We start from the raw sequence: 19,011 nt of genomic DNA, 5'->3' as shown, positions 1-19,011 counted from the left end.
TGTTGCTATTTTTTTGACCAATAATCCAATACCAAAACTTTGTCCAAATGAGGCTTCAAGACCTCAACAAAAGCTTTGTGCGCAGGGTGGGGGAGATAGACTTCCCGATCTGCTTCCGAAACAAAAGTGACGAAAAAACAGTGGGTAAACCCTTGGTTGAGGTTCTCCGGACTGTTGTTCGTGCCCCATTCAAAGCTTTTGATTTCTTTGATCTGCTTGGGCAGGGCCCGAAAAGCGTCCTCTACTTGTTTCACTTCGGCTGGACTACTGCTGTCCTTGAACTTGAACAATACTGCGTGACGTAGGAGCATCTTTTTTCCTGCATTAGGTGATTGGGCCTGCACGTTGGCAGTGAGCCCGAAAAGTAGTAAGGCGATCGTTATTAAGGTAGGTTTCATACGAAAAAATTGATTTAAAGCATTGAGATTGGACTCGGGACTACCCGGTAATCCTCGTTAAAGGTAGCCAAATATGCCATATCTGTATCGGTAATGGAAAAATCAAAAAGATCAAAATTTTCTTGCAACCGTTTTGGATTGGCTGACTTGGGAATAGTTGAAACGCCCAGTTGGAGGGCCCAACGCAGGATGATTTGGGCAGGCGTTTTGTCGTATTTTTTTGCCATGCTCAGTAATTTCGGATCATTAAATCGTTCGCCACGCACCAAAGGAGTGTAGGCCTGTAGCACAATTTTTTCATGTTGACAACGCTGTAGCAAACCTTCTAAAAACAGATAAGGACTGAATTCAACTTGATTGACTGTTGGAACAACTGCGGCACTGGGCAACAGTTCATCCAAAAAAGGCTCTAAATAATTGGCAACGCCAATGGCCCGGACCAGCCCTTCCTGGTACAAACGCTCCAGCGCGCGCCAGGTATCCTGTCTTTTGTTTTTGATGGGCCAGTGGATCAGGTAAAGGTCGATGTATTCACAATTCAATTTCTGCTGACTCGCTTCAAAAGCCCGCAAAGCCTGGTCATACCCATGGTCCGAATCATTGACTTTGGTCGTCAGGAAAATTGCTTCTCGCGGAAGCCCGGAATGGCGGATGGCATTGCCAACTTCAACTTCATTGTTGTACATGCTGGCGGTATCAATCAGGCGGTAGCCTATTTCCAGAGCTTGAAGAATGGCATTTTCGGCTTCCTGATTGTACATATCATAAACACCCAAGCCCAGCAAGGGCATCGGAACGCCGTTGTTGAGCTCGGTGTAAAAATCGGGATAAGAAGCTAGTTGCATAAGAACGGGTTAAAATGGAGGTGTAAATTTACCATTTTTCCAATCCCAGCAACTTTTTGCCCAATGAACTTAATTCGGCAGTTTGGTAAAGAGTCTGTTCCCATTTGCGTGGGTCGCCTGGGAAAGCGTATCCCTCAGGTGAAATGCGATTCCACCAGGAATTGAGGCGCCAGTTCAACAGTGCCTGATCTTCTTCCTGGGCAGGCATCATGGAGATGTATTGAGCGATTCGGACCTTGTCTTTACTCATATTTGGGCGGATGCCGTGGGCCAGGCAGGAGTTGAAAATCAATAAATCGCCAGCTTCCATTTTTACTTTCACCAATTCAAAACCTGTAATATCTGGCTTGAAGTGATCACGATCGGCAGGCTGAGTGAGTTTCCAGGTATCATAGGTGCGGAACAGCTCCGGTACACACTGAAATCCGCCCATGTTCTCATCGATTTGGTCGGCCAGTGCCAAAACACCTTGAACGTTTTGAGGCTTGGTTTCAGGGTCGTAATCCCAGTGGATAAATCCTTTGAACTCGTGCCCGGGGCGAGAGGGGAAATTAAGATTGGCCCTGTCGATCGTCACCCAAAGTTTTTCGGTGCCCCAGATGTCTACAAAAGCATTGTACAAACGCTCAGATTGGCGGTTATCCCAGAGGTATTGGTGGTTGTAAATTTCTACCATCCCGCTGTTGGTCAACTCCTTCATCCGCATTTCGGCGCGGGCGGGGGTGTACCAGGTATCCTGATCTGCAGGGTCTTTTTCTTCAAATTCCCAGAGGAGGGCCGCCAGTCTTGCACAGTTTTCCTTGGGTACTGCACCTTTGACCACGATGTAGCCATTGTGTTGCCAAAACTGCCAGTCTTCTTCCGATAATACGCGCAATGGCTGGCCATTCGAACGGTCACTCAATTTGGCCTGGCTGCTTTTTGCAGTGGAGGGATTACCGGGGATATCTTCATGATTGTGGTCAAAGGCCATGGTTGGCGTCATTGTGGGAGCCATGGTGGGTGTTTCAGGTTGCATGGTATTGAATTTGAAGGTAAAAAAGGAACTTTTAATGAATAAAGCAAAATTATCCACGCGACGCAGCCTTTTCCACCCCGTAGATTGCATTTTTTTGTTCTCCATTGACCTGCTTGGACTAAAAATCAGTTTGCTTGGTTATTTTTGAACAAAAAAGCATGAAAATCCAGTTTGAAGACATTCGACCTGATACGGATCGTTCTTTCCGGATTTTGCTCACACCACGTTTGCACAACACTTTTTTATGGCATTATCATCCGGAATACGAACTGGTTTACATTGAAGGCGCCAATGGGACCCGGCACATCGGGGATCATATCTCGCGTTACGAAGGCAGCGATTTGGTTTTTATTGGCCCGAATGTACCTCACCTAAACTTTGATTATGGGGTAGAGCATGAACACTACAAAATAGTCATTCAACTCAAGGAGGATTTTTTGGGCAAAAACTTCTTTCAAGCACCAGAGCTGAGTGATATGCGACGTTTGTTTGAACAGGGTAGGGAAGGGGTCTCTTTTTTTGGGGAAACCAAAACCACCATTGGGCAACGCCTCAAGCGCTTAGTCAATCTTAGCCATTTTCAGCAGCTGATGGAATTATTGGATATTTTTCAAACATTGGCCTTGAGTAATGAGGCGCAAAAATTGGGCGCAACGCCCATTCAAAACGAGCAGTATTTTCAGGATCAGCAACGTTTGCAGAGAATTTATCATTTTGTAGAAAAACACCACCAGGGAAAAATTGTCATGGAGGAAATAGTCGCATTGACTAATCTATCAAATGCAGCTTTTTGCCGTTATTTCAAAAAAATGACGGGGATGACCTTCACGGAATTTTTGAACCAATACCGGATCAATACGGCCAAACGCCTGTTGTTAAAGCAATACAATGTATCGGAAGCCTGTTACGAAAGTGGATTTGAAAACCTGTCTCATTTTAATAAGACCTTTAAAAAGTTGAATGGAGAAAACCCGAAGGATTTTCGCAAGCGGCATCTTGCCACCTTCTAAATTGCATTTTTGCCCTAAATCACCACATTTATCTGGCTTTGACTGTTAGAATTGAGTACCTTTAAAGCTGTTTTACACCCAAAATTCATCACAATGGCTGTTTATAACCTAAATGTCAATGGGAAAAAAGTAACGGTGGATGTTGAGCCAGACATGCCTTTGCTATGGGTTCTGCGCGATTTTGCAGGCCTAAAAGGGACAAAATTTGGTTGCGGTATGGCGCTTTGTGGCGCATGTACGGTCCACCTGAATGGTCAACCCATTCGCTCCTGTCAAACGCCCGTTTCCTCTTTGGCCAAAAGTGCCAAATTGACTACTATTGAAGGTATTTCTGATGGTGCTACCCTCCACGCCGTACAACAGGCCTGGATCGAAGAGCAAGTGCCCCAATGTGGCTATTGCCAATCCGGCCAGATTATGTCAGCTGTCGCCTTGCTCAAAACCAATCCAGATCCTAGCGACGAAGACATCAACACGGCCATGAGTGGCAACCTTTGCCGCTGTGGCACTTACGACCGCATCCGCAAAGCCATTCACCGTGCCGCTGATTTGTCCAAAACCAGTGGTGGCGGCAGTCAGAAAGTTGGCAAAGCTGGTGGTAAATAATCCCTCATCCTCAATTGTTAAAAGCTTATGACACCAAATTCCAATAGTCGTCGCGAATTTTTGAGGCTAAGCAGTTTGTCCGGCTTGGGACTGATGCTGGGGGTCTCGTCTTTCGCAAAAAATGCTTCAATCGTCAAATTGACAGAGGAAGCCCTACAACTCGAAATTAACCCTTTTATCATCATCGATAATCTGGGCAATATTACCTTGGTCAACCCACGCCCAGATATGGGACAGGGCTCAACCCAGGCGGTACCTTCGCTATTGGCGGAAGAACTGGAAGTGAGTTTGGAAAAAGTCAAACTCATCCAGTCGGATGGAAAATCCAAATACGGTAGCCAAACCTCCGGCGGTAGCAGCAGTGTGCGTGAATTGTGGGAGCCTTTACGCAAAGCTGGCGCGGCTGCCAAAGAAATGTTGACAGAAACTGCGGCCAAACGCTGGGGAATCTCTATCGATAAATGTTACGCTGAGGACGGCCGCATACACCAAAAAGGCAGCGACAAGAGTTTTTCCTACGGAGACTTGGCCGACGAAGCATCCAAATTGCCCATTCCTAAGAATCCTAAGCTGAAGGATCCGAAGGATTTTAAAATCATTGGCAAAACCAAACCACGCCTGGATGTACCCGATCGGGTAACAGGAAAGGCCGTTTTCGGGATGGATGTTGATGTGCCGGGAATGGTTTATGCTGCCATACTCCACGCTCCAGCAATCCATGGCAAGATCGTCTCTATCGATGATGCTGCAGCCAAAAAAATTCCTGGCGTCATCAAGGTCATGAAGGCCGAACGACCAATGCCACACCGTAAATCGGAAGCGGTGGCAGTCATTGCAACCAACTGGTGGGCCGCCCTCAAAGCCAAAAAAGCCCTGAACGTGACTTGGGACAATAGCGGGCTGGATAAAATGACCACCGATAGCTATTTCGCCAAAAGTTATGAAGCCGCCAAAGCGGAAGGCATCAACTATGAAGAAAAGGGTGACATCGATCAAGCACTGGCGCACGCTGAAAAGACCCTAGAAGCGGTGTATGAAACCCCCTTCCTGGCGCATGCTCCAATCGAGCCTGAAAATGCCATCGCCCACGTCAAAGACAATGGCGAGGTAGAAATCTGGGCTCCAATTCAAGGGCCAGACTGGGCGTTGAGAGATGTAGCGGGTTACCTCAAAGTGAAACCCGAGCAAATTAAAATCAATGTCTTTTTGCTCGGTGGTGCCTTTGGTCGCAAAGCCTACCACGACTTTTTGCTGGAAGCCTGCTTCTTATCCAAAGAATTGAAAAAGCCGGTCAAAGTCATCTGGACCCGTGAAGACGACATCAGCCAGGGTCCTTATCGGCCGGGGATGTTGAGCGCCATGCGCGGCGCAGTGAACGGCAAAAGAATCGCGGCATTCCACCACCACGCCATTGGGGAATCCATCAACCGTCAGGTTTTCAACGGCTTGAAAGACCACGAAGTGGATGACTGGATCGCAGGTGAATTGAGCGCCGAAAACCACAAGTACAACCTACCCGTGTGGAAACTGAGCTGGAGCAATGTCAAAACCGACATCCCCATCGTTTGGTGGCGTTCGGTGTATGCTTCCAACTTTGCTTTTGGTCAGGAGTGTTTTATGGACGAATTGGCGCATGCAGCGGGTCAGGATCCAATTGAAGCCCGTTTGGGATTACTTCAGGATGCCCGCTTCAAAAAAGTGTTGGAAGTCATTGCTGAAAAATCCAACTGGAAGGAAAAACTGCCAACAGGACAAGGCCGGGGTGTGGCCGTGTTCAAAAGTTTTGGCAGCATCAGCGCTTGTTGTGTGACCGTTTCCAAACAAGGCGACGGCAGCGTCAAAATTGATAAAGTGGTTTCGGTCATCGACTGTGGCTGGCACGTAAACCCAGACAACGTCAAGGCACAAACTGAGGGCAACATCGTGATGGGGCTTACTGCTGCCATCAAGCCTGGCATCACCTATGCTGGTGGCGTGGCGCAGCAGTCTAACTTCCACGACTATCCGATCATGCGCATCAACGAGGCGCCGGAGATGGACATCCACATTGTCAACAGTGGAGAGGTACCCGGTGGGGTAGGCGAGCCTGGTTTGCCGCCAGTGGCACCAGCGTTGGCGAATGCCATTTTTGCAGCTACGGGCAAACGTTTGCGCAAGTTGCCGATTGATTTGAATGAGGTATGAATTGTACGAAAGAATTGATTTGAAAATCAAGGATTTGTGCAAAAATCTAGAACCCCTCCCCGAAGGTTTCAGACCTTCGGGGAGGTAAAGCAGCGAAACAGCACTTTGCGAAAGCCTTCTTGTCCATGAAAAAACGTTATCCACGTACTTTATCTGCCGGAGCGAACAACACCGTCATTGCTATTTCAGAAACGGAAGCAGGGAAATTGTTTAAAGAAGACACTCGCTCAGACATTGGTTCTGAGGCGGAAAAAATGAAATTTGCCAACAGCATCAATGATTTGGTAGTAAAATTCTTACGATTGGAAGTTTTTGGTGAGGATGCGGAGATGTTGGTTATGGAAAGGCTTTTCCCATACGATTTTCGGGCCTTTGAATACGAAAAACGGGAGTTATTCTTTGATGTTTTTGAAAGCGAATTGGAACAATTGCACAAAGCTGGTTTTGTTCACCGCGATTTGCGTCGACCCTCGGATATGCCAGGTCTTACCTTCGACAATATCTTCTTAACCAATACCGGAATCCGCCTTATTGATGTAGGTATTTCTGCCCTAAAAACCCAGGTTGGCCCTAAACTCTTTGACCGTTTTGTAGAACAAGAACGGAAAGAGTTAGAAGGTTTCCGTTCTTTCTTTTTATCACGATAGGCACTAATTTTGCCCCGTTTTCTTCTTACCCGTCGGATTGCTCCGATCGTAAATGACATTCTTTTTGCCGTTCAGTGGTGTTGGCGTTGGTGCTTCATCCAGAATTTGTGTTTCCAGTTTATCAAAATACACCAACTTTCCCAGCTCAATTTTAAAACCCTCGTAAGTACCATCGGGTACATTAACTGGTCCGGATTTGGCGGTACCATTGAAAGGAATGAGGTGGTCGTAAATGATCATGCCCATGGCTTCATCCCAGTTCATTTTCACGCTGGTTTCAGCGCTGTATTCCAGCATAAGACGATTGACTGGCCCATCGTTGTTGATGGTTTTGGGGAAAACGGGCGCACCTAAGACCACTTGATCGTCTTTGAAGGTCAAAACATCAATGACTTTGCGGCGCTTGAAAAAGGAATAAGTATCCAAACCAAAGAGCAAATATTTAGGTCCAGCCGGATCTTTGAGTTTCAGGATGTTGTAATAAATCACCCCGTACCAGTTGTCTGGCCCACTGATGGACTGTTGTACATCTTCTATTTTAGCCGAGCGATCTACCAAAGGATACATCTTTAATTCGGGGCTGTTCATTTGAATCACTCCGTAATAATGGTAGGTATTGTCGTCGACAAAAAGCTGCCAGGTAAAAATCCGGAAGGTGCTGTCGGGCGCATATTGGATGGAAATGGGCTTGAGGCGTTCAAATTTGTAATGGTAGGAATTGGTGACCTTTAGTGCTTTTTTAAGTGTGAGGATCATCTTGCGAGTGGCCGCAAAACGACTTTCAGGCAGAGAGTCATTGATTACCAAAAAAGAGAGCACACCCAATGTGTCTTCGTAGAGCTTGAGCTCCTTTTGAGCAGCACCGCTCAGCTTAACTTTGTTTTGGGCTTGGCCAAATACTGGAATCAACAGGCTGAAAACGAGCAAGAAAAACAGATTACGCATGGCTTGAATTGATGGTTCTTTTGCCTCATTAACGACAGAAGTATGTTTTATTATTGCAAAAATTAAGTTAAAAAAAAGCGCTTCAGCCGAATGGACTGAAGCGCGCTCAACAAACACTTAGTAACTTATGAATACAAATGCTAGGTCAGTAAACAACTAGACCGTTATTAGTTAGGCTACAATGCAAATTCGTTTGCGTCAATCAATACGTCAGCGACCAATCTGCGCAAGGTTTTGACGTTTTGGGCAGGATACTTCGTGAAGCGCTTCAAGCCCATCAACATCGTGCGCAACAGGTCTCCTTCAGCAAAAGAAGCCAGTGCATCGGTACCATTTTTGTTCATGCGCAAGGTCGCGTCGTGGATGAATACCCTTAAGATGGCATCGTATACTTCCTGTTTTACCTTACCGGTCATCCCTGCCAGTTTTTCAACGCGTAGCAAGAGTGATTCCGCCAGGAACAAATCCGACAACATATCGGCTACATTCATGATGATTTCCTGCTCGTTTTTGAGGTCGAGTTTGCCTTCCATCTGCAATTTTGCAGCGGCACCAGCAACCATCAAAACGGCCTTTTTGAAATCTTTGACTGCTTTACGCTCTTCGGCGTAAGGACCTTCTTCCTTCTCAAAACCAGGCATGGAGGCCAACTCTTTTTGAACCTGCCAGGCTGGCCCTACGATGTCGAGGGCACCTTTCATGGCGCGTTTGAGCAACATGTCGATGCTCAAAAGGCGGTTGATCTCATTGGTGCCTTCGTAAATGCGGTTGATGCGGGCGTCGCGATAGGCTCGGGCAGCAGTGCCTTCTTCGGAGAAGCCCATTCCGCCGTGTACTTGAAGGGTTTCATCCACCACAAAGTCCAGCGCTTCAGAACCAGTTACTTTCAGAATGGAACATTCAATGGCGTATTCTTCGGCAGCTTTTAATTTGGATTGGGCAAAATCCAGACCTTGGGCTTCGTACTCCTGCTTTTTCAGTTCCAGCAAATTGGAAACCCGATAGAGGGCAGATTCGGTGGAAAAAATGCGGATGGTTTGTTCAGCCAGTTTATGTTGGATGGCTCCGAAGCTAGAGATTGGCACACCAAACTGGATGCGTTCGTTGGCGTAACGAATCGCAGTGGTAACACTGTATTTTGCACCACCTAAACTGAGGGAGCACAATTTGAAACGGCCAATGTTCAGCGCATTGAAGGCGATCAGGTGACCTTTGCCGATTTGACCCAAAACATTGTCGGCGGGTACCGGCGCATTTTCAAAAAACACCTGACGGGTAGAGGATCCCTTGATGCCCAATTTCTTTTCTTCGGCGCCCAAAGTCAAACCGGGGGTATCCCGCTCTACAATGAACCCGGTGAATTTATCGCCGTCAATTTTGGCAAAAACGATGAACAGGTCAGCGAATCCGGCATTGGAAATCCACATCTTTTGCCCATTAAGCAAATAGTTTTTGCCGTCGGCGCTTAAGTCGGCCCGGGTTTTAGCCGCCAGTGCATCCGAACCAGAACCTGGCTCAGTAAGGCAATATGCAGCTTTGAGTTCGCCGTTGATCAGGCGGGGCAGGTATTTCTGTTTTTGTTCTTCTGTACCAAAATACAGGATCGGCAACATGCCGATGCCGATATGCGCCGCAAAAGAAACGGTGAATGCTCCAGCCGGGCCGAGTGCATCACCAATCAGCGTATTGGTATTGGTATCCAATTCCATTCCGCCGTAAACTTCGGGCATATGGGTACCCAGGAGCCCTAATTCCGCCATTTTTTCCAACAAACGTGGGGCGATATTGTCCTCCTGGTTTTCAATTTTTTCAATGTTGGGGAAAATTTCATTGTGCAGGAAATCCCGAACGGTTTCGTGGATCATCCTTTGCTCTTCATTCAATTCCTCGGGGATAAAAACATCTTCGGACAGGGAGTCCTTGATTAAAAATTCACCTCCCTGAAGTGCGGTTTTGCTCATCACAGCTTCCATAAGTATAATGTGTTTGTTCGTTCAATGAAAGAATTAGCGAAAATTCGCTACAAAAATAAGCGCAAGTTTTGAATTTGTAAAGCCTTGATTGAATTTTTTAGCGAATTTTCGCTAAAAATATTTTTTTTAGCAAAAAAATTAATGGAACTCAGGATGCGTTACCTTCTGGTTAATTGATTCAAAACAATCCAGTCATGAGAAAACACCTTATCCCATTGGTCATTAGCAGCTGCTTTTTTGCATCCCTTCATGCTCAGGTGATGGGCAACTATGCCGAACAAAAAAAGCAAAGCAATGAATACCAGCAAATCCAGTCAAATGCCAATTTGAATGCTCAGTACCGCTCTATTCCCCGCAGTGCCAAATTGCAGGACGACAACAGCATTGAAATCACGATTAATACCATGTCCAACCAACGGGCCAGTTCTTACACTGCTGTATTCACTATGTTACAAGTTGCCAGAACTGCTGATGAAACCAACACCTTACTCAACAATCGTTTGAATAATTTCCTGAACGACCTGAAGGGGCTGGGCATCCCGGAAACGGATATCTATGTTGATATGGTTAACTTCTTGCCCAAATACGAGTACGATGTGAGCAAAAAGATTTTTTCCAAAAAGACCCTCACCGAAATCCCTAAAGGCTTTGAGCTGCAAAAAAACATCCACATTCGTTACACAAAACCTACCATTTTGGATCAGATTGTCACTGCCGCGGCCAAACAGGAAATTTACGACATTGTGAAAGTAGATTACTTTATCAAGGACCAGCAGAAAGTGTATCAGGAACTACGCGCACTTTCTTTTGAATACCTCGAAAACATCAAGGATTCCTATGCAAAAATGGGGATTAAGCTGGATTCAGCCTATACCATCACTGCCGAAAATGCTTGGGTGGCTTACCCAACGAATCGTTACGAGAGCTACCAGGCCTTTAGCACCCAGTCATTGGATGCTTCAGAAAAGAACAACTCGGTGGTTCAACCTGCGGATAAACCTACGCTACGCTTTTACAACGCAGTAGCAGCAAATGATTATGACATTGTGATCAATCCGGAAATATTAGAGCCGGCGGTGCAGTTTTCATACAACCTGGCGGTAAGGTTTAAAATGCCGGATGCCAAGCCGAAGGTGAAAACTGAGGTGAAGAAGGAATTTATTTTGGTGACTCCGACAGGCGAGGTGAAGAGTTTGAAAATCGAGTGATAATAACTGCCTTAGGAGTGCCTAAGTGCCTTAGGTTTCTTAGGTGGTGAAATAATTTTTTTTACCACCTAAGAAACCTAAGGCACTTAAGATACTCTTAAGGTTAGAAGTTCATTTTGCTCAAATTCGCGAATGAATTTTTCAAAGTTGCCTCTGGTGTTGGTGTTAAATCCCTTTCTAGGAAAAAATGCTCAACCCCGGATTTTTGACCAGCCTGTAGCATCCGTTGGATGTCAAATACCCCCGTCCCAGGGTCCGCCATTTTGGAGAATACCGCCATCCACTGATCTGGAGTACCTCCATCGCCCGTAAAACGCACTTTTTCAGCAGCATCTTTAATGTGCATCAATTTAAAACGGCCAGGGTAACGGTTCAGGTAATCCACCGGATCGGCACCAGCCGCACTCATCCAGAAGATATCCAATTCAAATTTGACGTTTTTGTTGTCCGTATTTTGCAGGAGGTAATCCATGGGGACCACTCCGTCCATTTTGGCATGTTCAAAGCCGTGGTTGTGGTACACGAAAGCCATGCCATAGGTTGCCATCTGTTGACCAAAACCATTAAATTCCTCAGCCAGGCGTTTGTAATGATCCAAAGTACGCCGATCATTGATATCGCTGAGAGCAGGAAGCGCCAGGTATTTTACCCCAAGTGGTGCAACTGCATCCAAGGTAGTCTTGAGGTTTTTGCGGAAGGTGATCAGGTCCAGGTGCATGGAGGGCGTTTTGAGCTTAAAATCGCTCAACATGCTTTTGATTTCCGGGATGCTGTAGCCATAAAAGGCATTGCGTTTGATGCCCAATTGGGCAGCCAGGCCTTTCCAACCTTCAATGGTTTCTGGTGCGCTGAAAGGGTAGGGGCCAAAGAATTCTACTTCTTTGTAGCCAATTTCGCTCAGCAGATGGAGGGTGCCTTTTAGGTCTTTGTCAACCATTTGAGGGATGGAAAACAATTGTACACCCAGTTTTTTCTTCTTTTTAGTCATGTCGTCTATTAAGTTTTGAGCGAAAGGACTCAGTGCGAAAGCCGTTGCCCAGCCTGTGCTTTTGATGAATTGTCGACGATGCAGCATGATTCAGGATTTTGCAGGTTGAAACGTTTTGATGGAGAAAGATCGAAAAAAAAAGCGGCGAGACAATGCTTCAATGTGTATTTTTTACACAAAGATTTTCGTCGAGCAGATCGTTAAGCCTATCTTAAAGTGTTTGTGTTGAACCATCCTTTTCTCTTTTTTTGGGTTCTCTTTTGAAAACCTCATTGCGTATGCAGAAATTTACCCTCTTCCTCCTATTTACCCTTGCTTGTAATGGATTGTTTGCTCAGTTGTCGGGCAAGTTGACCGACATTGAAGGTAGTCCTTTGCCTTTTGCAAGCATATACCTCAAAGGCAGTACCAATGGGACTACCAGTAATGTCAATGGAGAATATAACCTCAGCCTGCTGCCAGGTACTCACGATGTGATCTTTCAATACATTGGATACGAAACCAAAACGATTCGGGTGACCATGACCCGCGAGCCACAAAAACTCGATGTATCCCTCAAGGAAGCGGCAATAGAACTCAGCGAGTTTGTGGTGCGCTCCAACGCCGAAGATCCTGCCTATCCCATCATTCGGGCAGCCATCAAAAAACGGGAGTTTTACCGCGATCAGGTGGAAGAATACCGCTGCGATGCTTATGTGAAAGGCAATATCGCTTTTGACAAAACGCCCAAAAAGATCATGGGCCAGGAGATTGGCACTATGGGAGGCGTTTTGGACAGCACAGGTAAAGGCATCATTTATCTGTCAGAATCCCGCTCAACCTTGTTTTTCCGCCAACCTGATCAATACCGGGAGGAGATGATTTTTTCAAAAGTGGCGGGCAATGACCGGGGTTTTGGCTTCAACCGGGCGCAGGATATGGATTTCAGCCCCTACGATCCTTATTCCAATTTGGGCCGCCGCATCGTTTCGCCCATTGCCGACAACGCCTTTTTTTACTATAAATACAAACTGATCGGCACCATCAGGGATGATCAGGGCCAGGTAATCTATAAAATCCAGGTCATCCCAAAACGCAGTGAAGACCCCGTTTACCGAGGTTTCATTTACATCGTTGATCAGGATTGGGCGGTGCAGTCAGTAGATTTTATACTGTTGCAATCGGCCATCAAACAACCTGGGCTGGATTCTTTATGGATCAAACAGCTTTTTTTCCCGATTCCCAACACCGAGGATGTATGGCGGACCTTTTCGGTCAATATTCGCTTCAAGGCGGGTGCATTGGGCTTTAAACTGGTGGGTAACTTCACCTCGATTTTAAGCAATTACAACATCAAACCAGCCCTGGACAAAAAGTTTTTTGGCAAAGATGTATTCATTGTTAAAGAAGGAGCAAACGAAAAAAATCAGGAATTTTGGGATACTCTTCGCCCTATTCCACTCACAGCGGAAGAAGCGCGCGACTACGTCAAAAAGGACAGCTTGCAAACCATCTGGAAATCCAAGCCTTACAAGGATTCCATCGATCGAAAAAACAACAAATTTACTGTAATGAAACTCCTGACGGGTTACAACTACAATCGCTCGTTTTATCGGGAGTATTTCAGTGTGGGTTCTCCCATCGGAACCATTCAGTACAATACTGTACAAGGTTACAATGCGGCGCTCAAACTTGGCTACACCAAGGATTACGACGAATACAACATGAAGTGGTATCGTTTGAATGGAGAGCTGAGTTATGGATTTTCAGAAAAAAAGCTGCGCGCTTGGGGGAGTTATGTACGCCAATTGGAAGGCCTACGGAGCACCCAGATTTCGCTCAGCGGAGGGCGCAGGGTTACACAATTCAATGCAGGAGATCCGATTACACCGACTGTCAATTCAGTTTATTCCTTATTGGCACGCCACAATTATATGAAGCTGTATGATAAGGTTTCGGCAAGATTGGGATTTGGTCGTGAACTGAGCAATGGCATTCGGATGAACACCGCACTGGAATGGGCCAATCGAAATAGCCTGGAGAACACGAGTGATCAAAGCTGGTACCAACGCGAGGATCCTGATCGGCGGGCCTTTACGCCGAACCTACCTGCCGCTGCACCGCGTAGTTTTGATCAAAGCCGGGCCCTCACTTTTGACCTGAATTTCAGCTTTCGCCCTGGCCAGAAATACTACGTATATCCTGGTCGCAAATATGCTGCTGAAAACAAGTCTCCCGAGTTTTTCCTCAATTATCGGCTTGGAGCTGGCGATGTCAATTACCAATTGCTGAGCGTAGCCATAGAAGAGGATGAACTTCCCCTGGGGGCCTGGGGCTTTTCACAATTAAGGGTTCAGGCAGGTACCTTTCTCCAACGCAAGGAGCTGGAATTTATGGACTTCAAGCATTTCAATGGCAATCAAACCATCTTGGGTGACCAAGACCGCTACATGAGCAGTTTTATGCTCTTGCCTTATTATGATTACTCCACCGACCGATCTTTTTTCCAGGCACATTGGCAACATCATTTTGAAGGAGCAATCCTGGATTGGATTCCCCTGGTTAAAAAACTAGGTTGGAAATTGGTCTTGAGTGGCCATTTGTTGACGGTAGAGCAAAAGAAAAACTATTTAGAACTAGCAGCTGGCATAGAGAACGTTGGCTTTGGGGTGTTCCGCTTGTTCCGTTTTGATATGGCGGTTTCCAGGCAGGCAGGAGGGAAGTGGAATGTGGGGCCAGTGTTTGGAATTAGCTTGTAGCAATTGTTTTTATTTTTTGATTTTAAAAATAATTGATGTAAATTTGAGCACACTACCCTCAACGGTCACTGAGCGAAGCCGAAGTGCCGTTGAGGGTAGTGTGCTCAAATTTACATCATGCCAGAAACGCCCTACTTCAAAGGCCGCGGAGCCCAAATCAATACACCCAATCCGTACCACAAACTTGTGTACGATAGCGCGCCTATTCCGGCTGAAGAGTGGGAAGAGAGCCTGCAATTGCCTACCGAGTACATCGAAGTTTATCCCAAAACCATCCTCAATAAGGTCGAAAGTGAAGATGTAGGTATGGGCTTTTCGCTCAATCCCTACCAGGGTTGCGAGCATGGCTGCATTTATTGTTATGCCCGCAACACCCACACTTATTGGGGTTACAGCGCCGGGATGGATTTTGAACAAAAAATCCTGGTCAAAAAAGATGTACCACGTTTGTTGACCGAAGCCATCCGCAAACCTACCTGGAAGGCGGTACCACTCATGTTGTCTGGCAATACCGATTGTTATCAACCCGCTGAACGAGAGTATAAAATCACCCGCCAAATCCTGGAGGTGCTATGGAAATACCGCCACCCGGTGGGTATGATTACCAAAAATAGCCTCATTTTGCGGGATTTGGATCTTTTGAAACAATTGGCTTCGGAAAACCTCGTACACGTTTGCCTGTCGATCACCAATTTGGATGAAGACCTGCGCAGGGTACTGGAACCACGAACTGCTTCGGTGAACAGCCGTTTCAAAACCCTAAAAACACTGGCTGACAACGGCATCCCGGTTATGGCACTTCTGGCTCCAATCATTCCCGGCCTGAACGACCATGAATTGATTCCAATGGCAGAAAAAGCGGCGGAAATGGGGGCTAGCGCGATGGGCTATCAAGTGGTGCGCCTCAATGGTGACATTGGCCCCATCTTTGAAGACTGGATTCACAAAGCCCTGCCTGATCGTGCCGAGCGGGTGCTCAACCGCATCCGCGACTGCCACAACGGCCAGCTCAACGACAATCGCCCGGGTATCCGCATGCGGGGCGAAGGAAAAATTGCAGACATCATCGCACAGCAGTACCAATTGGCGAAGAAGTTGTACTTCAAGGAGAACAAGCTGCCTGTTTACAATTTGGAGCTGCACCAACAATTCAAAAATGGACAGTTGAGTTTGTTTTAAAAATGCTTTAACTTGTGCTGATAAATTCCGAACCATGACGATTACGGCAAGTCAAATTTTTACCATCGAGGAATACCTGGAGTTAGAAGCACACAGCCTTTCTAAACACGAGTACCATAATGGAAAAATTATCGAGATGGCCGGAGGAACTACAACTCATAATGAACTTAGCGGTAAATTAATTACTCAGCTCAATATTGCCATAGATGCAAAAGATGCTGTTTTTAAGGTATACAGTAGCGACATGAAAATATGGATTGAAAAATTCAATCGCTTTTTATATCCCGATGCAGTTACAATTGCACTAAAACCTGAGCTGTACAACAATCGGCGAGACATCATAACCAATCCTTTACTTGTTGTAGAAGTGACCTCTCCAAGTAGCCAGGGTTATGACAACAATAGTAAATTTGGCTATTACCGCAGCATCCCCAGTTTTTCAGAATACTTATTGGTGAGCCAGGAGCAGCATCATGTGTCACGTTTCTTCCGTGAAGCACCAGACCTGTGGCGTACTTCTGATTATTACAACTTGGAAGACATGATTCCCTTACAATCTATGGGTCTGGAAATCCCGATGCTAGGCATTTACAAAGGAGTGGATTTAAATCCTTAATTACCGCTCAAGTTTGGACATCGCCTCCCCTGCAATCCATCCTCCCGTCCAGGCTGCCTGAAAGTTGAAACCGCCCGTTATGGCGTCAATATTCAGCACTTCGCCAGCAAAAAACAGCCCTGGAAACAACTTGCTTTCGAAAGTTTTAAAATCTACCTCTTTCAAATCTACACCGCCTGCCGTCACAAATTCTTCTTTGAAGGTGCTTTTGCCATTAACTTGAAAACGGCCTTGGGTCAATTCTTCTGCCAAGGCCTGGATTTCTTTTTTGCTCAGATCCGCCCAACGTTTGTCTTCTCGAATGCCTGCAGCTTGAACGAGGCGTTTCCACAAGCGGTTGGCCAGGCCGAATTGGGCATTGGCCATGACCATTTTGCGGCCATCCTCTTGTTTTAATTCCTCGAGATCCTCGCGTGTACTTTCCGTTTTAGACATGATCCAGTTGACCCGCACCACAAAACGGTAGTTCAAGGCGGCTAATTCGCGGGCGCCCCAGGCTGATAACTTCAGAATAGCAGGACCACTCAAACCCCAATGGGTGATCAACAAGGGGCCAGAACTGCGCAACTTTTGGCCCTCCACCTGCACTTCAGCCAGCGGAACAGATACACCTAGTAGATCACTCAAACGGGCATCTTTAATATTGAAAGTAAATAGGGACGGAACTGGCGGGACAATTTGATGACCCAATTTGGCCAACAAATCCCACATGCTCGGTGCACTGCCGGTAGCCATCATTACTTTATGGGCATGTAAGGTTTGGTTGCTGGTTTCGATGACCCAGGTTTTGCCAGCCTGAGTAGGCGCTTTGATGTTTTTAAGCGGAGTATTGGTGTATACTTTTACGCCAGCTTTGCGGGCAGCACTCCAGAGGCAATCGATAACAGTTTGGGAATCATCACTGGTGGGAAACATGCGGCCATCTTCCTCAATTTTGGTAGCGACCCCTCTTTTTTCAAACCAGTCGATGGTGTCACCGCAAGCAAAGCGATTGAAAGGCCCGAGCAATTCTTTTTCCCCACGAGGATAAAATTTACTGAGTTCGCGAGGAATAAAACAGGCGTGGGTCAGGTTGCACCGCCCACCGCCAGATACTTTGACCTTGCCCAATACATCCTTACTTTTTTCCAAAATAATGACCTGTGCACCGGGGGCACATTCGGCTGCCCGAATGGCGGTAAAAAAACCGGCAGCACCGCCACCTATGATGATGATTGTTTGATTCATGATGAAGGTTGAGTATTAAGCCTACACTGCCTTCTGCCACCACTTACTCAGCACCAAGTACAAGATCCCACAAGCCAACCAGGCCGGCAAGGTCAAAAAGGACAAAAAGATGCCCTGTGTCACCGAAAGCACATAACACAGTCCTGCGCTAAGCACCCATGCTGCCAGCACTGCAACATTGAAGGAAATCCCTGCCTTTTCGGCATAATTGCTGATAATGCCGTATTTGGCCCCAAAAAAATGTTCAAAAGCAATGATGGCACCGATGGGCGCGAGGATGAAGCCGTACAGTGCTACAAAATCCAGTAACTTCATGGCAAAAGCCGGGAAAATCCCAGCGACAGTAGCAATGCCGCCTGCCAGCATGGTCATCCAAAAGGTAGAAGATTTGGGAAAGATGGCCTGAAAAGCCAGACCTGCGCGATAAATGGTGGGATTGGCTGTAGTCCAACTGGCCAAAATAACGGCTAGGACGCCCAAATAGCCGATGGCCCCATATGCCAATGGGCCGGGAGCAACCGGAGGTGCAATGCCTTGAGCCAACATGGCCTGTGCTTCAGCACTTTTCAGGTACACCGCATACAGCAAAGCCGCAGCAATCCAGGCCATGTAATGCCCCACAAACATACCTGCGGCGGTGGTCCAACCTGCGCTGGCCTTGCGGGCGTAGCGCAACACCGAGAGGTCAGACATACCAATGTGCATGGCCGCATTGCAAAACCAGGACCAAAGCACTACATGCCAGAAAGTATATTTGATTTTACCGGGGAATGGTTCAGAGCCTTCACCCCAGATGTTCCAAAAGTCACTGAAATTTTTTACCCCCAGTTGCCCCAGAGCTACTACGGCTGCGGCGACAAATGCGAACAGGATAAAAGGCACCATCCAGTTGGCAGCCTTGGCCACCGAATCATAACCCCGGGCGGCAATAACGGAGGTCAGGGCTCCGGTAATCAGTACAATGACAACCCAGGGGACTCCATTGGGCATCGTATCGTTGAGGGCGGGCATTGGAAGATCAAAAGGGATTCCAACCGCGGTGGTGGAAACGGTGATCATGGAACCCGCCAAAAAACAAAACAGGACTCCATTGGCTACGTTGTAAAACTTGACCAGGTTTTTGCCGCAAATTTTTTCTAACTGATAATAAAGGGTCAAGCGGTGTTTGACAGCAATTTCAGCGGTCAAAAAACGCCAACACAAAACGGCCATGAGGTTGCCTATCAATAGCCCGACAATGAGGTCGAAAGCACTAACCCCGGTGGTGAGGAACAATGGGCCAATGATGAATTCGGTGCCGGCTACATGTTCACCAGCGTACATACCCAAAAAGCTTTTCCAACTTTTCCACTTTGATTGGGGCACTGGCTCGCGTTCAAATTCTTCACTTTGAGCGACGATTGTTTGCTCCATTTGGACTTCTGACATA

General features: G+C 46.7%; 16 protein-coding genes. 8 read left to right on the top strand and 8 right to left on the bottom strand.

Features of this window, described 5'->3' with window-relative positions:
• Nucleotides 1-5 precede the first annotated feature (5 nt).
• The 3 genes from SFV55_RS04030 to SFV55_RS04020 all read right to left on the bottom strand — a co-directional run bounded on the left by SFV55_RS04030 (nt 6) and on the right by SFV55_RS04020 (nt 2,261).
• The gene (locus SFV55_RS04030; RefSeq protein ID WP_413776689.1) at nt 6-311 is read right to left on the bottom strand and encodes a Dabb family protein; all 306 of its coding nucleotides are present in this window, start codon (nt 309-311) and stop codon (nt 6-8) included.
• 101 nt (nt 312-412) lie between these two features.
• Complete coding sequence (locus tag SFV55_RS04025) at nt 413-1,243, bottom strand: aldo/keto reductase (protein WP_320028175.1); 831 nt, start codon at nt 1,241-1,243, stop codon at nt 413-415.
• Between the two features lie 28 nt (nt 1,244-1,271).
• A complete protein-coding gene (locus SFV55_RS04020; protein ID WP_320028174.1) occupies nt 1,272-2,261 on the bottom strand; it encodes a phytanoyl-CoA dioxygenase family protein in 990 nt (329 codons plus the stop codon).
• Nucleotides 2,262-2,419: 158 nt separating this feature from the next.
• Between SFV55_RS04020 and SFV55_RS04015 the strand changes: the two genes are divergently transcribed.
• From SFV55_RS04015 to SFV55_RS04000, 4 genes are all read left to right on the top strand, one after another.
• On the top strand, nt 2,420-3,271 hold the full coding sequence (locus SFV55_RS04015; RefSeq protein ID WP_320028173.1) for an AraC family transcriptional regulator: 852 nt from the start codon (nt 2,420-2,422) through the stop codon (nt 3,269-3,271).
• Between the two features lie 93 nt (nt 3,272-3,364).
• On the top strand, nt 3,365-3,877 hold the full coding sequence (locus SFV55_RS04010) for a (2Fe-2S)-binding protein (protein WP_320028172.1): 513 nt from the start codon (nt 3,365-3,367) through the stop codon (nt 3,875-3,877).
• A 27-nt stretch (nt 3,878-3,904) separates the two neighbouring features.
• A complete protein-coding gene (locus tag SFV55_RS04005) occupies nt 3,905-6,061 on the top strand; it encodes a xanthine dehydrogenase family protein molybdopterin-binding subunit (RefSeq protein ID WP_320028171.1) in 2,157 nt (718 codons plus the stop codon).
• Nucleotides 6,062-6,186: 125 nt separating this feature from the next.
• On the top strand, nt 6,187-6,708 hold the full coding sequence (locus tag SFV55_RS04000) for a hypothetical protein (RefSeq protein ID WP_320028170.1): 522 nt from the start codon (nt 6,187-6,189) through the stop codon (nt 6,706-6,708).
• Between the two features lie 3 nt (nt 6,709-6,711).
• Here the strand turns inward: SFV55_RS04000 and SFV55_RS03995 are convergent, their stop codons facing one another.
• Nucleotides 6,712-7,653 (bottom strand): hypothetical protein, encoded by a 942-nt coding sequence (locus SFV55_RS03995; protein WP_320028169.1) that lies wholly within the window; start codon nt 7,651-7,653, stop codon nt 6,712-6,714.
• Between the two features lie 176 nt (nt 7,654-7,829).
• Entirely contained in the window at nt 7,830-9,626 is a 1,797-nt protein-coding gene (locus tag SFV55_RS03990; RefSeq protein ID WP_320028168.1) for an acyl-CoA dehydrogenase family protein, read from the bottom strand.
• A gap of 194 nt (nt 9,627-9,820) precedes the next feature.
• Here SFV55_RS03990 and SFV55_RS03985 point away from each other — a divergent pair, with 194 nt between their 5' ends.
• Nucleotides 9,821-10,834 carry an SIMPL domain-containing protein gene (locus tag SFV55_RS03985; protein ID WP_320028167.1) on the top strand — a complete coding sequence of 338 codons (1,014 nt, stop codon included), beginning with the start codon at nt 9,821-9,823 and terminating at the stop codon, nt 10,832-10,834.
• Between the two features lie 103 nt (nt 10,835-10,937).
• On the opposite strand, the gene SFV55_RS03980 is transcribed toward SFV55_RS03985, so the two are convergent.
• A complete protein-coding gene (locus SFV55_RS03980; protein WP_320028166.1) occupies nt 10,938-11,909 on the bottom strand; it encodes a sugar phosphate isomerase/epimerase family protein in 972 nt (323 codons plus the stop codon).
• A 191-nt stretch (nt 11,910-12,100) separates the two neighbouring features.
• Between SFV55_RS03980 and SFV55_RS03975 the strand changes: the two genes are divergently transcribed.
• From SFV55_RS03975 to SFV55_RS03965, 3 genes are all read left to right on the top strand, one after another.
• A complete protein-coding gene (locus SFV55_RS03975) occupies nt 12,101-14,560 on the top strand; it encodes a DUF5686 and carboxypeptidase regulatory-like domain-containing protein (RefSeq protein ID WP_320028165.1) in 2,460 nt (819 codons plus the stop codon).
• 117 nt (nt 14,561-14,677) lie between these two features.
• On the top strand, nt 14,678-15,739 hold the full coding sequence (locus tag SFV55_RS03970) for a PA0069 family radical SAM protein (RefSeq protein ID WP_320028164.1): 1,062 nt from the start codon (nt 14,678-14,680) through the stop codon (nt 15,737-15,739).
• A gap of 34 nt (nt 15,740-15,773) precedes the next feature.
• Entirely contained in the window at nt 15,774-16,355 is a 582-nt protein-coding gene (locus SFV55_RS03965) for a Uma2 family endonuclease (RefSeq protein ID WP_320028163.1), read from the top strand.
• Here the strand turns inward: SFV55_RS03965 and SFV55_RS03960 are convergent, their stop codons facing one another.
• Both SFV55_RS03960 and SFV55_RS03955 read right to left on the bottom strand, forming a co-directional pair.
• Nucleotides 16,356-17,582: an NAD(P)/FAD-dependent oxidoreductase gene (locus SFV55_RS03960; RefSeq protein WP_320028162.1), complete on the bottom strand. Its 1,227-nt coding sequence runs from the start codon at nt 17,580-17,582 to the stop codon at nt 16,356-16,358.
• A 21-nt stretch (nt 17,583-17,603) separates the two neighbouring features.
• Nucleotides 17,604-19,010: a hypothetical protein gene (locus SFV55_RS03955; protein WP_320028161.1), complete on the bottom strand. Its 1,407-nt coding sequence runs from the start codon at nt 19,008-19,010 to the stop codon at nt 17,604-17,606.
• Nucleotide 19,011 lies beyond the last annotated feature (1 nt).

This window comes from Haliscomenobacter sp., from assembly GCF_033763495.1.
In the GTDB taxonomy this organism is placed as follows: domain Bacteria; phylum Bacteroidota; class Bacteroidia; order Chitinophagales; family Saprospiraceae; genus Haliscomenobacter.
The sequence above is the reverse complement of the archived record's forward strand: the minus strand, read 5'-3'. Positions and strand labels throughout refer to the sequence as shown.